16 protein-coding genes and 1 pseudogene are annotated in these 15,806 nt (G+C 37.8%); 9 read left to right on the top strand and 8 right to left on the bottom strand.

The window, feature by feature from the left end; all coding sequences use genetic code 11:
* The first annotated feature begins 70 nt into the window (after nucleotides 1-70).
* Both JDF658_RS11740 and JDF658_RS11735 read left to right on the top strand, forming a co-directional pair.
* Nucleotides 71-1,024: a response regulator gene (locus JDF658_RS11740; RefSeq protein WP_242946671.1), complete on the top strand. Its 954-nt coding sequence runs from the start codon at nucleotides 71-73 to the stop codon at nucleotides 1,022-1,024.
* A 12-nt stretch (nucleotides 1,025-1,036) separates the two neighbouring features.
* A complete protein-coding gene (locus JDF658_RS11735; RefSeq protein ID WP_078664488.1) occupies nucleotides 1,037-1,507 on the top strand; it encodes a DUF456 domain-containing protein in 471 nt (156 codons plus the stop codon).
* A gap of 31 nt (nucleotides 1,508-1,538) precedes the next feature.
* Here the strand turns inward: JDF658_RS11735 and lexA are convergent, their stop codons facing one another.
* On the bottom strand, nucleotides 1,539-2,156 hold the full coding sequence (gene lexA / locus JDF658_RS11730; protein WP_078664489.1) for a transcriptional repressor LexA: 618 nt from the start codon (nucleotides 2,154-2,156) through the stop codon (nucleotides 1,539-1,541).
* 143 nt (nucleotides 2,157-2,299) lie between these two features.
* On the opposite strand from lexA, the gene JDF658_RS11725 reads away from it, so the two are divergent.
* The 4 genes from JDF658_RS11725 to JDF658_RS11710 all read left to right on the top strand — a co-directional run bounded on the left by JDF658_RS11725 (nucleotide 2,300) and on the right by JDF658_RS11710 (nucleotide 6,854).
* On the top strand, nucleotides 2,300-4,018 hold the full coding sequence (locus tag JDF658_RS11725) for a sigma 54-interacting transcriptional regulator (RefSeq protein WP_078664490.1): 1,719 nt from the start codon (nucleotides 2,300-2,302) through the stop codon (nucleotides 4,016-4,018).
* A gap of 165 nt (nucleotides 4,019-4,183) precedes the next feature.
* On the top strand, nucleotides 4,184-5,032 hold the full coding sequence (locus tag JDF658_RS11720; RefSeq protein WP_078664491.1) for a fumarate hydratase: 849 nt from the start codon (nucleotides 4,184-4,186) through the stop codon (nucleotides 5,030-5,032).
* Between the two features lie 11 nt (nucleotides 5,033-5,043).
* Complete coding sequence (locus JDF658_RS11715) at nucleotides 5,044-5,598, top strand: Fe-S-containing hydro-lyase (protein ID WP_079907767.1); 555 nt, start codon at nucleotides 5,044-5,046, stop codon at nucleotides 5,596-5,598.
* A gap of 14 nt (nucleotides 5,599-5,612) precedes the next feature.
* Nucleotides 5,613-6,854, top strand: coding sequence for an NADP-dependent malic enzyme (locus JDF658_RS11710; RefSeq protein WP_078664493.1), 1,242 nt, complete (start codon nucleotides 5,613-5,615; stop codon nucleotides 6,852-6,854).
* Between the two features lie 26 nt (nucleotides 6,855-6,880).
* Here JDF658_RS11710 and JDF658_RS11705 read toward each other — a convergent pair whose 3' ends face one another.
* Nucleotides 6,881-7,690 carry a LysM peptidoglycan-binding domain-containing protein gene (locus JDF658_RS11705; protein WP_079907766.1) on the bottom strand — a complete coding sequence of 270 codons (810 nt, stop codon included), beginning with the start codon at nucleotides 7,688-7,690 and terminating at the stop codon, nucleotides 6,881-6,883.
* Nucleotides 7,691-7,718: 28 nt separating this feature from the next.
* On the opposite strand from JDF658_RS11705, the gene JDF658_RS11700 reads away from it, so the two are divergent.
* Together JDF658_RS11700 and JDF658_RS11695 are read left to right on the top strand one after the other, a co-directional pair.
* Nucleotides 7,719-8,933, top strand: coding sequence for a HEPN domain-containing protein (locus JDF658_RS11700; RefSeq protein WP_079907765.1), 1,215 nt, complete (start codon nucleotides 7,719-7,721; stop codon nucleotides 8,931-8,933).
* Nucleotides 8,933-9,385, top strand: a complete 453-nt coding sequence (locus JDF658_RS11695) for a hypothetical protein (RefSeq protein ID WP_078664496.1) — start codon at nucleotides 8,933-8,935, stop codon at nucleotides 9,383-9,385. The genes JDF658_RS11700 and JDF658_RS11695 overlap by 1 nt, the downstream gene beginning before the upstream one ends.
* On the opposite strand, the gene JDF658_RS11690 is transcribed toward JDF658_RS11695, so the two are convergent.
* From JDF658_RS11690 to JDF658_RS11665, 6 genes and pseudogenes are all read right to left on the bottom strand, one after another.
* A complete protein-coding gene (locus tag JDF658_RS11690; RefSeq protein ID WP_079907763.1) occupies nucleotides 9,369-10,319 on the bottom strand; it encodes a tyrosine-type recombinase/integrase in 951 nt (316 codons plus the stop codon). The two genes, JDF658_RS11695 and JDF658_RS11690, sit on opposite strands and share 17 nt — an antisense overlap.
* A 70-nt stretch (nucleotides 10,320-10,389) precedes the next feature.
* A complete protein-coding gene (locus JDF658_RS11685; RefSeq protein ID WP_078664498.1) occupies nucleotides 10,390-11,190 on the bottom strand; it encodes a helix-turn-helix domain-containing protein in 801 nt (266 codons plus the stop codon).
* A complete protein-coding gene (locus JDF658_RS11680; RefSeq protein ID WP_242946672.1) occupies nucleotides 11,187-11,498 on the bottom strand; it encodes a cation:proton antiporter regulatory subunit in 312 nt (103 codons plus the stop codon). Before JDF658_RS11680 ends, JDF658_RS11685 begins: the two co-directional genes overlap by 4 nt.
* A gap of 81 nt (nucleotides 11,499-11,579) precedes the next feature.
* Nucleotides 11,580-12,055, bottom strand: a pseudogene (locus JDF658_RS11675) (potassium channel family protein); the annotation flags it as partial.
* Nucleotides 12,056-12,126: 71 nt separating this feature from the next.
* Nucleotides 12,127-12,873 carry an AAA family ATPase gene (locus tag JDF658_RS11670; protein ID WP_107753442.1) on the bottom strand — a complete coding sequence of 249 codons (747 nt, stop codon included), beginning with the start codon at nucleotides 12,871-12,873 and terminating at the stop codon, nucleotides 12,127-12,129.
* Between the two features lie 59 nt (nucleotides 12,874-12,932).
* The gene (locus JDF658_RS11665) at nucleotides 12,933-13,895 is read right to left on the bottom strand and encodes a D-alanine--D-alanine ligase (RefSeq protein ID WP_079907760.1); all 963 of its coding nucleotides are present in this window, start codon (nucleotides 13,893-13,895) and stop codon (nucleotides 12,933-12,935) included.
* 127 nt (nucleotides 13,896-14,022) lie between these two features.
* Here JDF658_RS11665 and JDF658_RS11660 point away from each other — a divergent pair, with 127 nt between their 5' ends.
* Complete coding sequence (locus JDF658_RS11660) at nucleotides 14,023-15,576, top strand: polysaccharide biosynthesis protein (protein WP_159071876.1); 1,554 nt, start codon at nucleotides 14,023-14,025, stop codon at nucleotides 15,574-15,576.
* The last annotated feature ends 230 nt before the right edge of the window (nucleotides 15,577-15,806 follow it).

The raw sequence follows: 15,806 nt of genomic DNA, 5'->3' as shown, positions 1-15,806 counted from the left end.
GATTGTATTCATATATTGAACTATGCTAAAATATTTATTGACCTTTGTATAATATAGGGGGTCTAAATTAGTGGATAAGTATGTAACCTCTAAGAGTAAAATATTAATAATTGATGATGATAAATTAATAGTAGCCATGGTGCAGGATCGCCTAACAAAAGAAGGCTTTCAGGTGACTGCTGCAATGGATAGTGTTTCTGGTCTGGCAGCGGTATATCAAGAAGCACCGGATCTGATTTTGTTAGATGTAATTCTTCCAGGCGGTAAAACAGGTGTGGAAATGTGCCGTATCCTCAGAAATGATACGCGGACAAGCCACGTTCCTATCATTATGATGACTTCCCGCAAGCAAACACAGGACGTGGTAGCTGGGTTGGAAGCTGGTGCTGATGATTATGTAACCAAACCCTTCGATCTGGATGAACTCGTAGCCAGAATAAAAACCCATTTGCGCCGGGCCAAGCAGGAAAAATCTTTTAATCCCCTAACAGGCCTGCCCGGAAATATTATGATAGAAGAAGAAATTAAACGGCGAATAAATGACAAGAGCCGGAAATTCGCGGTAATGTATTTAGATCTGGATAACTTCAAAGCTTATAATGATGTCTATGGTTTCCTTAAAGGTGATGAAGTAATCAAACTTCTAGCTCATATCTTAACCCAGTGTGTAAGAAACCTGGGTAATGTCGATGATTTTATCGGTCACATCGGGGGCGATGATTTTATCGCCATCACAACCCCTGACAAGGTAGATGAAATATGTCAGCAAATTATCACCCGTTTTGATGCTACCGTGCCTTTATTATACAATGCCGATGACCGAAAAAGAGGTTACATTGTTACAAAAGATAGACAGGGTAAAGAGTGCAAGTTTAGTCTGGTTTCCGTTTCTATTGCCGTAGTAAGCAATGAACATCGCAATATTGAAAACCACTGGCAGGTCTCCGAAATTGCTTCTGAGCTAAAAAAATACGCTAAGTCACAAGAAGGCTCTGTCTATGTAAAAGATCGCCGTACCAGATAGAGGAGGCAAATTATGGTTGATTATTACTGGGCCTATGTTTTGGTTATGATACTTGGTTTACTAGGAACATTTTTACCAGTTATTCCGGGCATACCATTGATCTTCATTGCTATTTTCATTTATGCCTGGAATACTAATTTTACTGTCATTAATATTGCCTGGCTCTTATTGTTTGCAGCTTTAACTGTCCTTAGCTGGCTAATCGAATATTTTGCCGGCATAATTGGCTCGAAACAGGCCGGCGTTTCCCGCTATGGTATGTGGGGATTGCTCATAGGAGGAATCCTGGGTTTTTTCTGGGCTCCAGTTGGTTTTTTAATAGGGCCTGTTCTGGGGTTACTAATAGGTGAGATACTAAGTGGAAAAGAACTTAAACAAATTCTCATTACTCTAAAAGGAGCCGCCCGGGGTTTTATTATTGGATTTCTGCTAAAACTGATAATTGCCTTAAGCATGATTGGAACGTTCCTCTGGCTAACATAAAAAATGTGAGTCTCAACTGGATAGTTGAGACTCACATTTTTCTATATAAACCAATGACTTTACCCAGGATAGAGACTTCATCCAAAATAATAGGCTTATACTTTTCATTCTCAGGTCTTAAAACAATTTTTTCTCCTTCAATAAAGAATCTTTTTATAGTCGCTTCTTCATCGATTAATGCCACTACGATTTCCCCGTTGTGTGCAAAAGGCTGTTGCTTTACAAAGACATAATCGTTAGGATAAATACCTGCATTGATCATGGAATCACCAATTACCCGCAACATAAATATATTTCCGCCTACCGGCAATAATCCCCGGGGAAAACGAAACCTCTCTTCAATGTTCTCTACAGCCAGAATCGGCAAACCCGCAGTAACCTTACCTAGCAAAGGAACCTCAACCATATCCTTCTCAAAATAATAATCGTTATCCGGTTCGTTAACAACAATCGCTCTAGGCAAGGCTGGATCGCGGCGAATATAACCCAGTTTTTCCAGTTGATTCAAATAATTATGAACCGTGGAGCTGGAACTGAACCCAACTGCTTTACCAATTTCCCGAACAGATGGCGGATAACCTTTTCTTTTTATCTCCTGTTTAATAAAATCCAGGACAGCTTGCTGTTTAGCATTAAGCTTATTATCCATAATGCACCTCCATCTCTCTTTTAAACTATTATACAGCAATATGAATAGATTGCAAACAATAGTTCGCAAAAAAGAAAAACTTTTTTAAATCTTAGAAAGGATTATGGCAACTATTGTAGAATTAAAAAGGTGGGGTGAGGAGTATGTCAGGAGTAAGAGTGGCAATAGTAGGAATGGGGCAGGGTGGAAGCGCTATTTATCAAGTGTTAAAAACCATTGAAGATTGTGTCATTGTAGGTGTCTGTGACATAAATGAAGATGCTCCGGGTCTGAAATTGGCTCGAGCAGATGGGGTTCCTATTACCAACAATTTCTATGATTTTTTGGATACCATTAATATTGATGTTTTAATCGAAGCTACTGGCAAACCATTGGTCCAGGAAACCATTCGTAAACTTAAACCACCTAGTATGGCGGTTATGGATGCTCAAGCAGCTGATCTAATGATGCTTGTTGTTAAAGCAAAACAAAAACTGCTGGAAGAAAAGAAACAATTGCTGGAAATAAAAAGAATTAAAGGGGAAATGGATGCTATTCTGGCCAGTGTTCAGGAAGCTATTGAGGTAGCAGATATCAATGGATATATCAAATATGTCAACCCTGCTTTTACTAAAATCACAGGTATTACCGCAGAAGAAAGAATCGGCCAGAACATTTTTTCCGCCTCACCCGATGGTGCCCTGGCTGAATGTTTGCGAACCAGGAAAAATATTTATGGCTGGCGTACCAAAGTAGGAGGTACCAATGTCGAGGTTGTATCCAATGCTTCGCCCATTATAATAGATGGACAAATGGTTGGTGCAGTTGTGGTATTTAACCACTTAACAGACTTCATGAAAGTGATGGAAGAATTAAAAAGAAGCACATCAATAATTGAAAACCTGTATGATCGCTTAGGTCAAATTACAGGCTCTAAATATACTTTTGATACAATTATAGGCAATAATGAGGAATTGAGAAAAGTAATAAATATAGCAAAAAAAGCTGCCCTGAGTAATTCTACAATTTTATTGTTAGGAGAAAGCGGAACTGGTAAAGAGTTATTCGCTCACGCTATCCATCAATATAGTCTTCGGAGAGACAAACCCTTTATTAAAGTCAACTGTGCTGCTATACCAGATAGCTTGCTGGAAAGTGAGTTTTTTGGCCACGAAAAAGGAGCTTTTACCGGTGCAGTTAAGACAAAACTGGGTAAATTTGAACTGGCTAATGGAGGAACAATTTTTCTAGATGAAATTGGTGATATGAATTTATATTTGCAAGCGAAACTCTTAAGAGTTATACAGGAAATGGAATTCGAAAGAGTTGGTGGCACTCAAACTATCCAGGTTGATGTTAGAATAATTGCAGCAACCAATCGAGATTTAAAGGAACTGGTTCGCAAAGGTACCTTTCGGGAAGATCTTTATTATCGCCTGAATGTAGTGGAAATAACTATTCCGCCATTACGCCAAAGAAAAGATGATATCATCCTGATTGCAAATTCATTAATAGTCAAGTTTAACCGTAAGCTGGGCAAAAAAATAAAAGGCCTTTCTAAACAGGCAGAGATAATCCTGGAATCCTATGATTGGCCTGGAAATGTACGGGAACTTGAAAACGTGATTGAACGGGCCATGGTAATAGCTGATGAAGATTTAATTACTCCCAAACATCTCGTCCAGTACTTAGAACCTGTTTCTACCACTGCAACTCTGCCAATTGTTGAAGATCTTATACCTTTTGATGAAATGGAGAAAATACTGTTAAAGAAAGCCTTAGAGCGATTTGGTAATTCAGTTGAGGGCAAAAAAATGGCGGCAAAAGCCTTAAATATTTCTTTAGCTACCTTATATAACAAATTGAAAAAATACCAGTTATAACCCGTATATGCGGGTTTTCTTCTTTTTAAAATTTAAAAAAGATCAAACCCGTAATTTTCTTTATTTTAGAACAAAATGTGTGTTGTATACGTCAACAAATTTATTTTGCAATTGGCATCATTTTTGCAATAAACAAAAAGAAAACAAAAGGAGGTAAAATCCTAAATGACAATCAGAGAAATCCATGTGGATGAAATTAGGCTTGCAGTAGCAAACCTGGTAAAAGAAGCAAATTATTTTTTGCCTGAGGATGTAGAGAATGCCATAAAAAAAGCTACAGAAACAGAACAATCTCCAAACGGAAAAGAAATCTTGAATTTATTATTACAAAATGCACAGATTGCACGAGAAGAACAAATGCCTATCTGTCAGGATACCGGATTTGCTGTTATCTTTGTAGAGTTAGGTCAGGATGTTCATATCACAGGTGGTGACCTGATTACTGCCATCAATGAAGGAGTAAGATCGGGATATGTTGAAGGTTATCTACGGAAATCTATAGTCGGTCATCCTCTTGAACGGGTTAATACTAAAGATAACACTCCGGCAGTCATCCATCTTGAGATTGTACCAGGAAGCCAGCTTAAAATAGTGGTCGCTCCTAAGGGTGGCGGTAGTGAAAACATGAGTGCCTTAAAGATGTTAAAACCAGCAGATGGTATAACTGGAGTAAAGAAATTTGTCCTGGAAACTGTAAAAAATGCAGGTCCAAATCCTTGCCCTCCGATTATTGTCGGAGTTGGAATTGGTGGCACCTTTGAAAAATGCGCCTTATTGGCCAAAAAAGCTTTATTGAGACCTGTTGGTAGCAAAAACCCCGATAAAATTGCCGCAGAATTAGAAGAACAATTATTACAGGAAATTAACTCAAGTGGCATTGGTCCACAGGGACTGGGGGGCAAAATTACTGCTCTAGCAGTTCATATCGAACTATATGCTGCCCATATTGCTAGTTTACCGGTAGCAGTTAATATTAACTGTCATGCTGCCCGCCATAAAGAAATTGTTCTATGAGGAGGTAAATTATGGCTGAGATTATAATTACACCACCACTTACCGACGAAATGGTTGAAAGCCTGAAAGCAGGTCAACAAGTATTAATTACAGGTTATATCTATACCGCGCGGGACGCAGCTCACAAAAAGTTGGTTGAATTAATCGATAAAAACGAACCCCTGCCCATCGAGCTGGAAGGTCAGATTATTTATTATGTCGGTCCTACACCTGCAAAACCCGGACAGGTAATCGGATCTGCTGGGCCTACTACCAGTGGAAGAATGGACGCTTATACACCAAAACTCCTTGAAAAGGGTCTGAAAGGCATGATCGGCAAAGGACTCAGGTCCTCTGCCGTGAAAGAGTCAATTATCAAAAATAAAGCGGTATATTTTGCTGCCATTGGGGGCGCAGGAGCCTTGCTGGCAAAATGCATTAAAAAAGCGGAAGTAATAGCTTATCCTGAACTGGGGGCTGAGGCAATTTATTCTCTTTATGTAGAAAACTTTCCTGTAATCGTCGTTAATGACTGCTATGGTAGTGACCTTTATGAATTAGGAAAAGAAAAATATGCAACAAGCTAAAGGAGGCATAATTCATGAACATCTATGAAAAAGCATTAGAGTTGCACCGTAAACACATAGGAAAGATTGAAGTTATTTCTAAAGTGCCAGTCAATAATGCTGAAGAGCTAAGCCTGGCTTATTCACCCGGTGTAGCAGAACCATGTCGCGAAATCAGTAAAGAACCGGAGAAGATCTATGAATATACTGCTAAAGGCAATCTAGTTGCAGTAGTTTCCGACGGGACCGCAGTGTTAGGTTTGGGAGATATTGGGCCTCTTGGAGCAATGCCTGTAATGGAAGGAAAAGCTGTATTGTTTAAAGAATTTGCCGGCGTAGATGCTTTCCCAATTTGTTTAAATACCAAGGACCCTGATAAAATCGTGGAAACAGTAAAATTACTGGAACCTACTTTCGGTGGAGTAAATCTGGAGGATATCGCAGCTCCAAATTGCTTTATCATAGAAGAACGGCTAAAAAAGGAAACAAACATTCCTATTTTCCACGATGACCAGCATGGTACAGCCATTGTAGCAGCTGCCGCGATTATCAATGCATTAAAAGTTGTAAATAAAAAGATTGAAGAAATAAAACTAGTAGTCAATGGTGCCGGTGCCTCTGCCATCGCTTGTACTAAACTGTTAATGAGTTTAGGTGTGAAGAATATTATTATGTGCGACAGTAAAGGTCCCATTTACAAAGGTAGAAAAGAGGGGATGAATCCCTATAAAGAGGCCATAGCTGAAAAGACCAATCAGGAAATGGTGACAACGTCCCTCCGTGATGCTTTAAAAGGCGCAGATGTCTTTATGGGCCTTTCCAAAGCAAAACAGGTTGATGTAGAGATGGTAAAATCCATGGCCCCCAATCCGATTATCCTGGCAATGGCTAACCCCGAGCCTGAAATCATGCCGGAACTGGCCAAAGCCGCAGGAGCAGCAGTGATAGGAACTGGCCGTTCTGACTATCCTAACCAGGTGAACAATGTTCTGGCATTTCCTGGCATCTTCCGCGGAGCATTAGATGTGCGGGCAACAGATATTAATGAAGAAATGAAGCTAGCTGCTGCTTATGCTATAGCTAATCTGATTGCTGAAGCTGAGCTTTCACCTGAATATATTATACCTAAACCTTTTGATCCCAGAGTTGCACCTGCAGTAGCTGCTGCTGTTGCCCAAGCCGCTATGCAGTCAGGTGTTGCAAGAATAACTGTAGATCCTCAACAAGTAGCAGAAAACTGCAAAATGCTAGTTGAAAAAATTAAGAATCGAAAATAAGTAAAACAGGGGAAATACCCCTGTTCTTATTTTTTCCTGATTTTAAGTTGAGTACCAATACTAACTTTAGCAGGATTTATGATTTGATTGTCCTGCATTATCTGAACAAATTCAAATCCAGAGCCATAAAACTTCTTGCTAATTTCCCATAAGGAATCACCACTTTTTACTGTGTATAAAAAATATTCTGGTTGAATTTCAGATTGAATAGTTTTAGATTCCTGTTCCTGTTTTATTTCTGAACTGTTAGCCTTTTTTTCTATAGGAAAAGGATCCCCAATTTCTTCTTTATTAATTTCTTCTCCTGGCAATGAAACAGGCCTTTCTGTGACCGGTTGTTCTATTTTTCGCATAACTGGGTATAAAAAGGCAAAAATTATAGTAAAGAAAAGAGCAACCATTAATAAATACTTGTAATAAAAGGCAAAATTACTATCTTCAGGTGAATGGCTCAATGGAACAGGGCCTTGCCTGTGCGGTTTACTGTTAACTTGATTGATTTGTTGTGTTAGGGTATAATTTCCATCTTCTTTTAAAGAAAGTACAATCACAGTTGGAACATTTATGTATTTAGTAATATCAACAGCCTCATATTCTGAGCCAGATAATTTTACCCAGCCCAAGACTTCCACCTTATTTTCATGACTGAAGGCTAAAATTTTTTTCCATTCTTCAGCCGGAATCATGGCTTGTCCATGAATTGTCGACTTTAGCTCTGCCCACAAATAATTAGTAACACGTTTAGCATGTAAATCACCAAAAAGAATCGCAATACCTTTATTTTCCCGGTATAAATTTTTTAAATCAATATCAATAGTCCATTCAATTGAAGCCATAAAAATACCTCCAAAGGAAGGGGTTTTGATGACTCGGCAATTCTGGCCAATCAGTAATTGTATAATATCAGTGGAAGATAAACAGTTAAATTATCCCGTTGATGTGTTTCAAGCCTATTACTTTAAGGCTGCCCCCAAATACATAGTAGGGATTATCGATAAATGGATTAAAGGCAAGGATCTAACAGAAAAAGACTATTATCAGTTAATAAAAAAACTCTTTAGTTTCAAGCCCAGAAAAAATACATTGTCTGCTAACAGTATAGAGAACCTATGTGGCGTTTATTGGGCTAATGGTTGGATGATAATTGAGGAAAAAAAATACGAAATTGAAAAACTCTTTATCAGATACTGTCTGGGAAAAATACTGGATGAACATACCTGTCCCTTGATAAATAAATATTTTCCCCAGCTAAACTTTAACTGGGAGCTATACCCATTACCAGAAGGCGAAGAGCGAAAACTATTATTACAGATAAAGATCGCTTTCATGTTCTCTCTTTACAATTATATCAACTATTATGAATCTAAACCAGACAGAATAGGGGGATTCCTTAACTATTTCTTACCTGAGATGGAAAAAAGGCTGGTTTTTATCAACCAAATTTGGCTTAAACATGGAGAAAGTATCGAATATATACCGATTTTTGAAGATGATTTCAGGCATTTCTCATTAGAACAAGAACAATTTATATCTAATGTTATTTCTAATATCTTCATTAATGAATCAACTTCGAGCCAATTAAATAAGATCATCGAAGAAGCCCTAATACAGCAAGCCAAAATGGCGATTGAAAAGCAAGAGCCTCTAAACCTTCAACCATTAATTATAAAAGTTGTTAGCTTGCAGAAAAGTAAAGAATTTTTGCAAACAGCCTTGCTCTGCTATGAACATGGATATTATAATTCAACTGTGAACAGGTGTTATTACGCTATGTTGCGCTGCGCTAGAGCTTTATTATCAACTATAGGTCACGTCAAGCCCTGGAAAGGGAAAAGCCTGCGTTCCATGGAGTCCCATGAAGAAATAATTGAAATGATCGAGCTTAAATTAATTAAAGAAAGAAATTTACTTCCTGAAAGCAGCTTACAGGATTTTAAAAAAGTTCTTTTTTGGCGTATGCTAGCTGATTATGCTGAAGAAGAAGTGAAAAGTACCCAGGCTTTTAATATGTATAAAAAAGCCAGCAAGTTTTATAAAGATTGCCTAAATGCTATTGCAAAAATCGGAGGTATTAATTAATGTTATTATATTTTCTCATTAATAGACCCTGTGAGTTGAAGCTTGTTTTAGGGGATCATTTTTTCGAAGTCGCCCGAACTAAACCTGAATTTATAGATGAATGGGAAAGCTATTGTCAAGAATGCGGAGCTAATTTTTCCTATTGTACTGCTGGATGCTGTGGATGGATTAAAAATAGTATCGATTGCCGAAGATTAATAAAACTAGTTACGGATATGCGTAAACCTCAGCTGCTATGGGAGATTTTTAACTTTTACGAACAAGAGATTAATCCAGAACTTTTTTGGGATATAGTTTTACCCTATACAACCAGTGATAATGTTTTATCAGTTTTGGCTGATTTCTGGCAGCTAGCCAAGGAAAAAAATTTATTGCCGTTAGAATGGCATGCCCTTGCCCAGGCCTTTCAAACGGCAACAGTGTTAAACGAAGAGATTATTGTTTTTCGCTAAATTCACTTTCCGGGTTTGTTAATAATGGGTTTAAAGCAGCTGATTGTTTTAGTTTTTCTTTAACGACATGGGTATAAATTTGTGTTGTAGATAGATCAGCATGCCCAAGCAGCTCTTGAATATCCCGTAAGGGTACCCCCATGGAATGGAGTAACGTTGCACAGGTATGGCGCAGGGTATGAGGAGTCACTTCAGAACCAAGTCCTGCTTTTCGCGCCAGAGTTTTAATTAAATTATACATTCCTATACGTGTAAAAGGTTTATTGTATTTCGTTAAAAAGAGGCAATTGGTGCTCTGGGGACCTCTTTCGCTAATATACTCCTGCACTAACTGCAATGCTGGCCCTATTAATGGTACAATCCGATATTTCCCGCCCTTACCATAAACCGTTATTTCTCCGGCTTCAAGGTTGACATTTTCCAGCTTTAGGTTAATTAATTCCGAAATTCGCAATCCACACGTGAGAAATACATATAAGATAGCTTTATTTCTTTTTATGTATTTAGTTTCTTCAGCACTGGCCAGTATTTTCTGGCTTTTGACTGTGGATAAAAACTTAGGCAATTCCCGGCGTCTGCGTTCCGTGTAGCCCTTGATACGCAAGGTAGGATCCAGGGGAATAAACCCTTTAAATTCTAGGTATCTAAAAAATGCTTTGAGGGAAGCGATCTTACGAGCCAAGGTACTTTCCTTAACGCAAAGATTATCAGTTAAGTAGAGGATATATTCTAGAATAAGTTCAGAATTGATTTCCTCAATTTTAGAGATTTGCTTGGTTTCAAAAACCCAGCGAAAGAACATTTGAATATCACTCATATAAGCATTTACTGTTGCTGGCGATTTTTTGCGGCTAACACCGGTTTGACCTAAACGTAAATGAACAGAAAAAGATTCCAGCAAATTATCTAGATCGGATATTGTAGCCGTTAACAAAGTAAACCCTCCATTTTCTTTATATACCTATACATAAGACACATTATGTATAGGTGTATCTATCTGTTTTTTATTTCCCCTCGATTTGACAATAATATGTATCCAGCAATGTTTCAAGCTCCTGGTTAATTTGTTCTAATTGCTGTATAGCTTGATCTAGCCGAAGTAAAAACTCCAATAAGTTCCCCAGCTCAACCATATCCAGGTTTGTCAAATGATTTTCTGCCTGTTTTATTAACTTATAGACATTAATGCCATCATTATAATCAGAAAGGTCAATTTGTGCCTGACAAAAATCATTAGCCTCAATCTCAGTGATTAATGTTTTGGCTCGAAATAATTCGCTACTCAATTTGCTAACTTTGATAATTAATAAAGATAGATTTTCTTTTTCCTGTAACAAGGAACGCAACTTCTGGTGGTTTCTTTCCAGTACAATTTCGGTAATTTCTTCACTGGATGCAACCCGTACTTCATTGTGAACTCTGATGTAGACCTTATCCCTGACTAAATGCAAGTAACCTTGACCCCGTTCGACTCTTATTACTAGAACCTCTTTATCTTTTACCTTTGCTTTATAGATATCAGGCTTTAATGGAGGTGAAATAATATCCCTGCACAAATTAATAATTCTTTGCTCCAATAGATCATTGCTCTTAAAACCTACTACCTGTCCATCATCATCGACTCCAACCAGTAAGTAACCTCCATCTGAATTGGCAAAGGCTGCCAGGTCTTTCGCCAGCTCAAAATGCTGGGTAATTCTGGGCTTGTCTGCCTCTGGCAAAAATAACCCCCGCTTAAAATCCACGTGATTATTTTCACCGGCACTTATCATTGCCATTATTTGTTTAGCAGTCAAAGGTTTCATATTTTACACCTACCACAAGCCAGTTCCTCAAGCTTTTGTAACTGTTGTCTGGTTCCAATGGCAATCAAAATATCTCCTGATTGCAGTAATTCTTCAGGGCCAGGGTTCGGTTTTAGTTTGCCTTCCCGCTGGATTGCAACAACCATGGTCCCCGTTTTTTCTCTGATTCCACTATTTTTTAAATCCTTATTCACCAGAACTGAGCCATCTGCAATTAATAACTCCTCTATTTCCAATTCAACATCTTCTACACAGACCAGAGTATCTACGAAATCCACAGAAGCCGGTTTTATAATGGAAATGGCCATCCGTTGTCCGCCAATTATCGCCGGTGAAACTACCTTATCTGCACCTGCTCTATATAATTTTGCTTCCGACTCCTTTCTCTCTGCTCTGGCAACAATCGTAATGCCAGGATTGATTTCTTTTGCAGTGAGAGTAACAAAAACATTGTTTGCGTCCCCGGGTATGGCACTAACTAGTCCTTCTGTTCAATAACGACAAAAGGTGTCCTTTCTTTTTTGAGCCTTTCGATTACTTGTTTCCCTACTCTACCTGCACCGCATACGATGATATGGTCACGTAATTTGGCTATTTCTTGTTTCATTTTTCTTCTCCCCAATAAATCAAATAAATCCCCTTCAACAATAAGCGCCCCGATAAGCCCCAGGGCATAAAGGATTAGTGCCAGCCCAGCATATGAAAGAAAAATGGTAAAGTATGTACCCGGCACTGATAATGGTTTAACCAAACCATATCCCACTGTAGTTAATGTAATTGTAGTCATCCAAAGGGCATCTCGCAGGGAATAATCCTCAATTAACATATATCCGATGGTTCCTAAAAAAATACTGACAAATATCATTATTATTGCTTGTTTAAGCCTTCTTCCCGCTTCCACAGGATAACACCTTACCTCGCTAGTAAAACTGGCCCTTAAAGGGCCAGTTTACTGAAGATATTCTTTACTGCCAATACTGAAGGAGAATCTGCTGGCAATTCAACCAGTGGCTTACCTGCCAGATCATAACGGGCCACTACTTCATCATAAGGAATGGTTCCTACAACCTCTAGTCCGGTAGCCTCAATTTCCGGCTTTAATTCCTCGATTCCAGTTGGTAAAACTTTTGTAATAACCAGATAGATATTTTTTACATTAATACCTACTGTTTTAACAATATCAAATACACGGCCTGCTGAACGGATGCCCCTAGCTGATGCATCACTGACAACAAAAAGATAATCAATATCTGTAACCACTCTTCTGGCTAAATGTTCCATACCTGCTTCATTATCAATTACCACATAGTCATAATTCTGTCTCAGGTTTTCAAGATATTTACGCATTAAGTCATTGGGATAACAGTAGCACCCACTCCCCTGAGGTACCCCCATAACCACCAAATCCACATAATCGGTTTCATTCAATACCTGGCTAAGGCGATACTCTACATAGACATCTTTCGGCATTCCCTCGGGAATAGCTTTACCACCTTTTACTTCATCCAGAATATCTGCGATTGATGCATGCACTTCAATACCGAGTGCTTCATTTAAATTGGAATTAGGGTCGGCATCAACAGCCAGGATTGCACCTTTATTTGCTTCTACCAGTTGTTTAATGAGTAGGGCTGTAAAAGTAGTTTTCCCGACTCCGCCTTTTCCTGCTACAGCAATTTTCATAATTTCTCCCACTCCCTTTGTTTATATATCTCTATTTTATCTTATAGTTGGGATACAAGTCAAAGAGTAAATTTTTTATTAAATCTTTCACCTGCATATTCAATAATTTTACAGCATAAATCCTTATAAGACCACCCTATTGCTCGAGCGGAATCTGGAAATAGACTAGTTTCAGTCATACCCGGAATTGTGTTCACTTCCAGAATATAGGGCTGAAAATTATCATCTATAATGAAATCAACCCGAGAAAGTCCGCTACAACCAATAGCTAAATGAGCCTGACAGGCTAAGTCCTGCACTTTTTCAATCACTGATTTAGGTAATTCTGGCGGAATGACATGTTCACTAAGCCCGGCAGTATATTTGGCCTGGTAATCATAAACAACCCCGGTTTTAGAAATAATTTGGATCAATGGCAAAGAAGTCACCTCATTATTACCCAGCACAGGCGCTGTTACTTCCTTACCCTTAATAAATTTTTCAATTAATATCTCCCTTTCAGGGAACTTAAAAGCTTCCTCTAACGCATTTTCAAGCTCATCTTCCTGCCAGACGAAATATATGCCAATGGTGGAGCCTTGGTTAGGAGCCTTAACTACAAGCGGTAAACTAATTTCATTTTTTATTTTCCCTAAAACTTCCTGTCTATTTTTTCCCCAATGGTAACGGGACACTGAAACAAAAGGAGCTGTAGGTAACCCGGCCTGCATTAATACCTTTTTACTCATTATTTTATCCATAGCAATAGCGCTAGCCAGAACTCCTGATCCGGTATAGGGTATGCCCAGTATTTCCAGCAGCCCCTGGATTGTTCCATCTTCCCCATAAGCGCCATGTAACATAATAAAAGCTAGGTCATACCTTTTTTCAAGAAGTTTTTTGGCAACTTGCTTGTCAACGTCTATCTTATCAACTTCATAACCGGCTTCTAGCAATGCCTTATAAACTGCTTCCCCGCTTTTCAATGATATTTCCCTTTCAGACGACAACCCACCCATTAATAAAGCAATACGAATGGTCATAGACTCTGCCTCCCTTTTCAAGTTCTACATACATTATATTTTTCTGTATAGTCGGTCACAACATCATATTCAGCAGGACAAAAAAATAAAATTACTTAGAAAAAATTACCCTATAAGGAGGGGTATCTTGCGCAAACAGAGTTTACTTGGAGGGACACTAGTCTTATTTTCTTCAAATCTTGTTAATCGAATCCTGGGGTTTATCTACCAGATAATGATTGTAAGTTTAATTGGCTCACAGGGTATTGGGTTGTTTAATATGGTTTACCCAATATATATACTTGTTCTGGTTATTTCTAGTTTTGGATTGCCACTGGCGATAGCAAAATTTGTGGCCGAAAATAATCAAAAAGATCCCGCTTATTCAGTTTATATATTAAGAAAATCAATATTGATTCTGCTTATTTTTTCAACCATAATCACCGGTGCTTTGTATTTATCTCTTGATAGAATTGCACCGCTTTTCTTAACCAACCAAAACGCTTTACCAATTTTAAAAAGCCTTTTATTATCTGTCCCAGTAATTAGTGTGTGTTCTGGTTTTAGAGGTTTTTTTCAAGGTCTTCTCATGATGAATGCACCAGCGATTAGCCAGTTTGTGGAGCAAGTAGTTAGAGTTACTTGCGGTCTTGTTTTTGCATATATTTTGGTCTCCAAAAGCATAGTTTGGGGAGCTATCGGTTCCTCCATTGGAGTTATTGCCGGAGAAACCATCGGTTTTCTTGTTCTACTTTACTTTTTCTTAAAATGGTGGAAGAAAAACAAACGTTTAGCTTTATCATTAAGGAAAAACACCGTGACTACAAAAGAACTTATTCTTTTTTCCTGGCCAGTAGCTTTAAGTAAAATTGTTGCTACTGTACTATTGTCCTTTGAGGCTACTTTAATTCCGCGCCAGCTGGTTAAAGCCGGCATTAATTTAAATGAAGCAACTTCACTTTTCGGTCAATTAAGCGGTATGGCAATTCCAATTCTGGTAATTCCCAGTGTTTTAACATCCGCCTTAGCAACAACATTAGTCCCGGCAATATCTGAAGCAAATTCAGCCGGAAATATACCCTTACTAAGAGACAGGATAAAAACCTCGTTATTTTTTACACTCTTATTCGGACTACCTGCTGTAGTAATTTTTTACTTGTTTTCTGCCCAGATTTGTTATTTACTGTTTAAACAAATAAATGCCGGTGAGGCGCTACGCATTCTTGCGTTTGGAGGAATTTTTTATTACCTACAACAAACTACAACAGGTATTTTACAAGGGTTAGGACAAACTAAACGACCATTAGAAAATATGCTTTGGGGCAGCTTAGTTGAAATAATATTATTAATAACCCTGGTGCCTATTGCTGTTGATCCTTTTAAAACGGCTTGTTGGGCTATTAATGTTAGTTTTTTTATAACTGCAATCCTTAATATAGTATTTATTACAAAAGATTTAGGTTTCTGGAGTGTTATAGAAACCAAGACTATCTATTTGATTCCGGTAATTTTATTTATGGGATTTGTTGCCATGAAAATTTATCTGCTGATTTTTGTAATAATAAATTCACCTACTTTAAGTTTAATAACTTCAGTAGGCTCAGCAATAATTACATATGCTACTTTATTAATTATTTTTAAGATTTTACCCTATGAATGGTTAAATCGACTTAATAATTATTTCTTTTTCCTTAAAAAATAAAATAATAAAACAATCGAAATTATCAAGAGAATTATTTTATTTAAAATAAGAAATCGCATCTGATCAATGAATGTAACCAACAAGGCCAATATCAAAGGTAACAAAATATTTCTTCTTTTTAATAACAAAAAAAATAGAAAAAAAAGAATAAAATTAAACACTAAATTTACAAAGAACATCCAAACTCACCATCACAATACTATTATATTTTTATTTTATGGTACAGAAAA

The organism is Carboxydocella sp. JDF658 (genome assembly GCF_002049395.1).
Taxonomy (GTDB): domain Bacteria; phylum Bacillota.
The sequence above is the reverse complement of the archived record's forward strand: the minus strand, read 5'-3'. Positions and strand labels throughout refer to the sequence as shown.

Excerpts from the sequence above, each read along its gene's own strand:
- JDF658_RS11695 (WP_078664496.1), top strand. The coding sequence starts at position 8,933 with ATGTTATTATATTTTCTCATTAATAGACCCTGTGAGTTGAAGCTTGTT.
- JDF658_RS11670 (WP_107753442.1), bottom strand. The coding sequence starts at position 12,873 with ATGAAAATTGCTGTAGCAGGAAAAGGCGGAGTCGGGAAAACTACTTTT.
- JDF658_RS11680 (WP_242946672.1), bottom strand. The coding sequence starts at position 11,498 with ATGGCCATTTCCATTATAAAACCGGCTTCTGTGGATTTCGTAGATACT.
- JDF658_RS11700 (WP_079907765.1), top strand. The coding sequence starts at position 7,719 with ATGACTCGGCAATTCTGGCCAATCAGTAATTGTATAATATCAGTGGAA.
- JDF658_RS11665 (WP_079907760.1), bottom strand. The coding sequence starts at position 13,895 with ATGACCATTCGTATTGCTTTATTAATGGGTGGGTTGTCGTCTGAAAGG.
- JDF658_RS11735 (WP_078664488.1), top strand. The coding sequence starts at position 1,037 with ATGGTTGATTATTACTGGGCCTATGTTTTGGTTATGATACTTGGTTTA.
- JDF658_RS11710 (WP_078664493.1), top strand. The coding sequence starts at position 5,613 with ATGAACATCTATGAAAAAGCATTAGAGTTGCACCGTAAACACATAGGA.
- lexA (WP_078664489.1), bottom strand. The coding sequence starts at position 2,156 with ATGGATAATAAGCTTAATGCTAAACAGCAAGCTGTCCTGGATTTTATT.
- JDF658_RS11720 (WP_078664491.1), top strand. The coding sequence starts at position 4,184 with ATGACAATCAGAGAAATCCATGTGGATGAAATTAGGCTTGCAGTAGCA.
- JDF658_RS11715 (WP_079907767.1), top strand. The coding sequence starts at position 5,044 with ATGGCTGAGATTATAATTACACCACCACTTACCGACGAAATGGTTGAA.
- JDF658_RS11725 (WP_078664490.1), top strand. The coding sequence starts at position 2,300 with ATGTCAGGAGTAAGAGTGGCAATAGTAGGAATGGGGCAGGGTGGAAGC.
- JDF658_RS11685 (WP_078664498.1), bottom strand. The coding sequence starts at position 11,190 with ATGAAACCTTTGACTGCTAAACAAATAATGGCAATGATAAGTGCCGGT.
- JDF658_RS11705 (WP_079907766.1), bottom strand. The coding sequence starts at position 7,690 with ATGGCTTCAATTGAATGGACTATTGATATTGATTTAAAAAATTTATAC.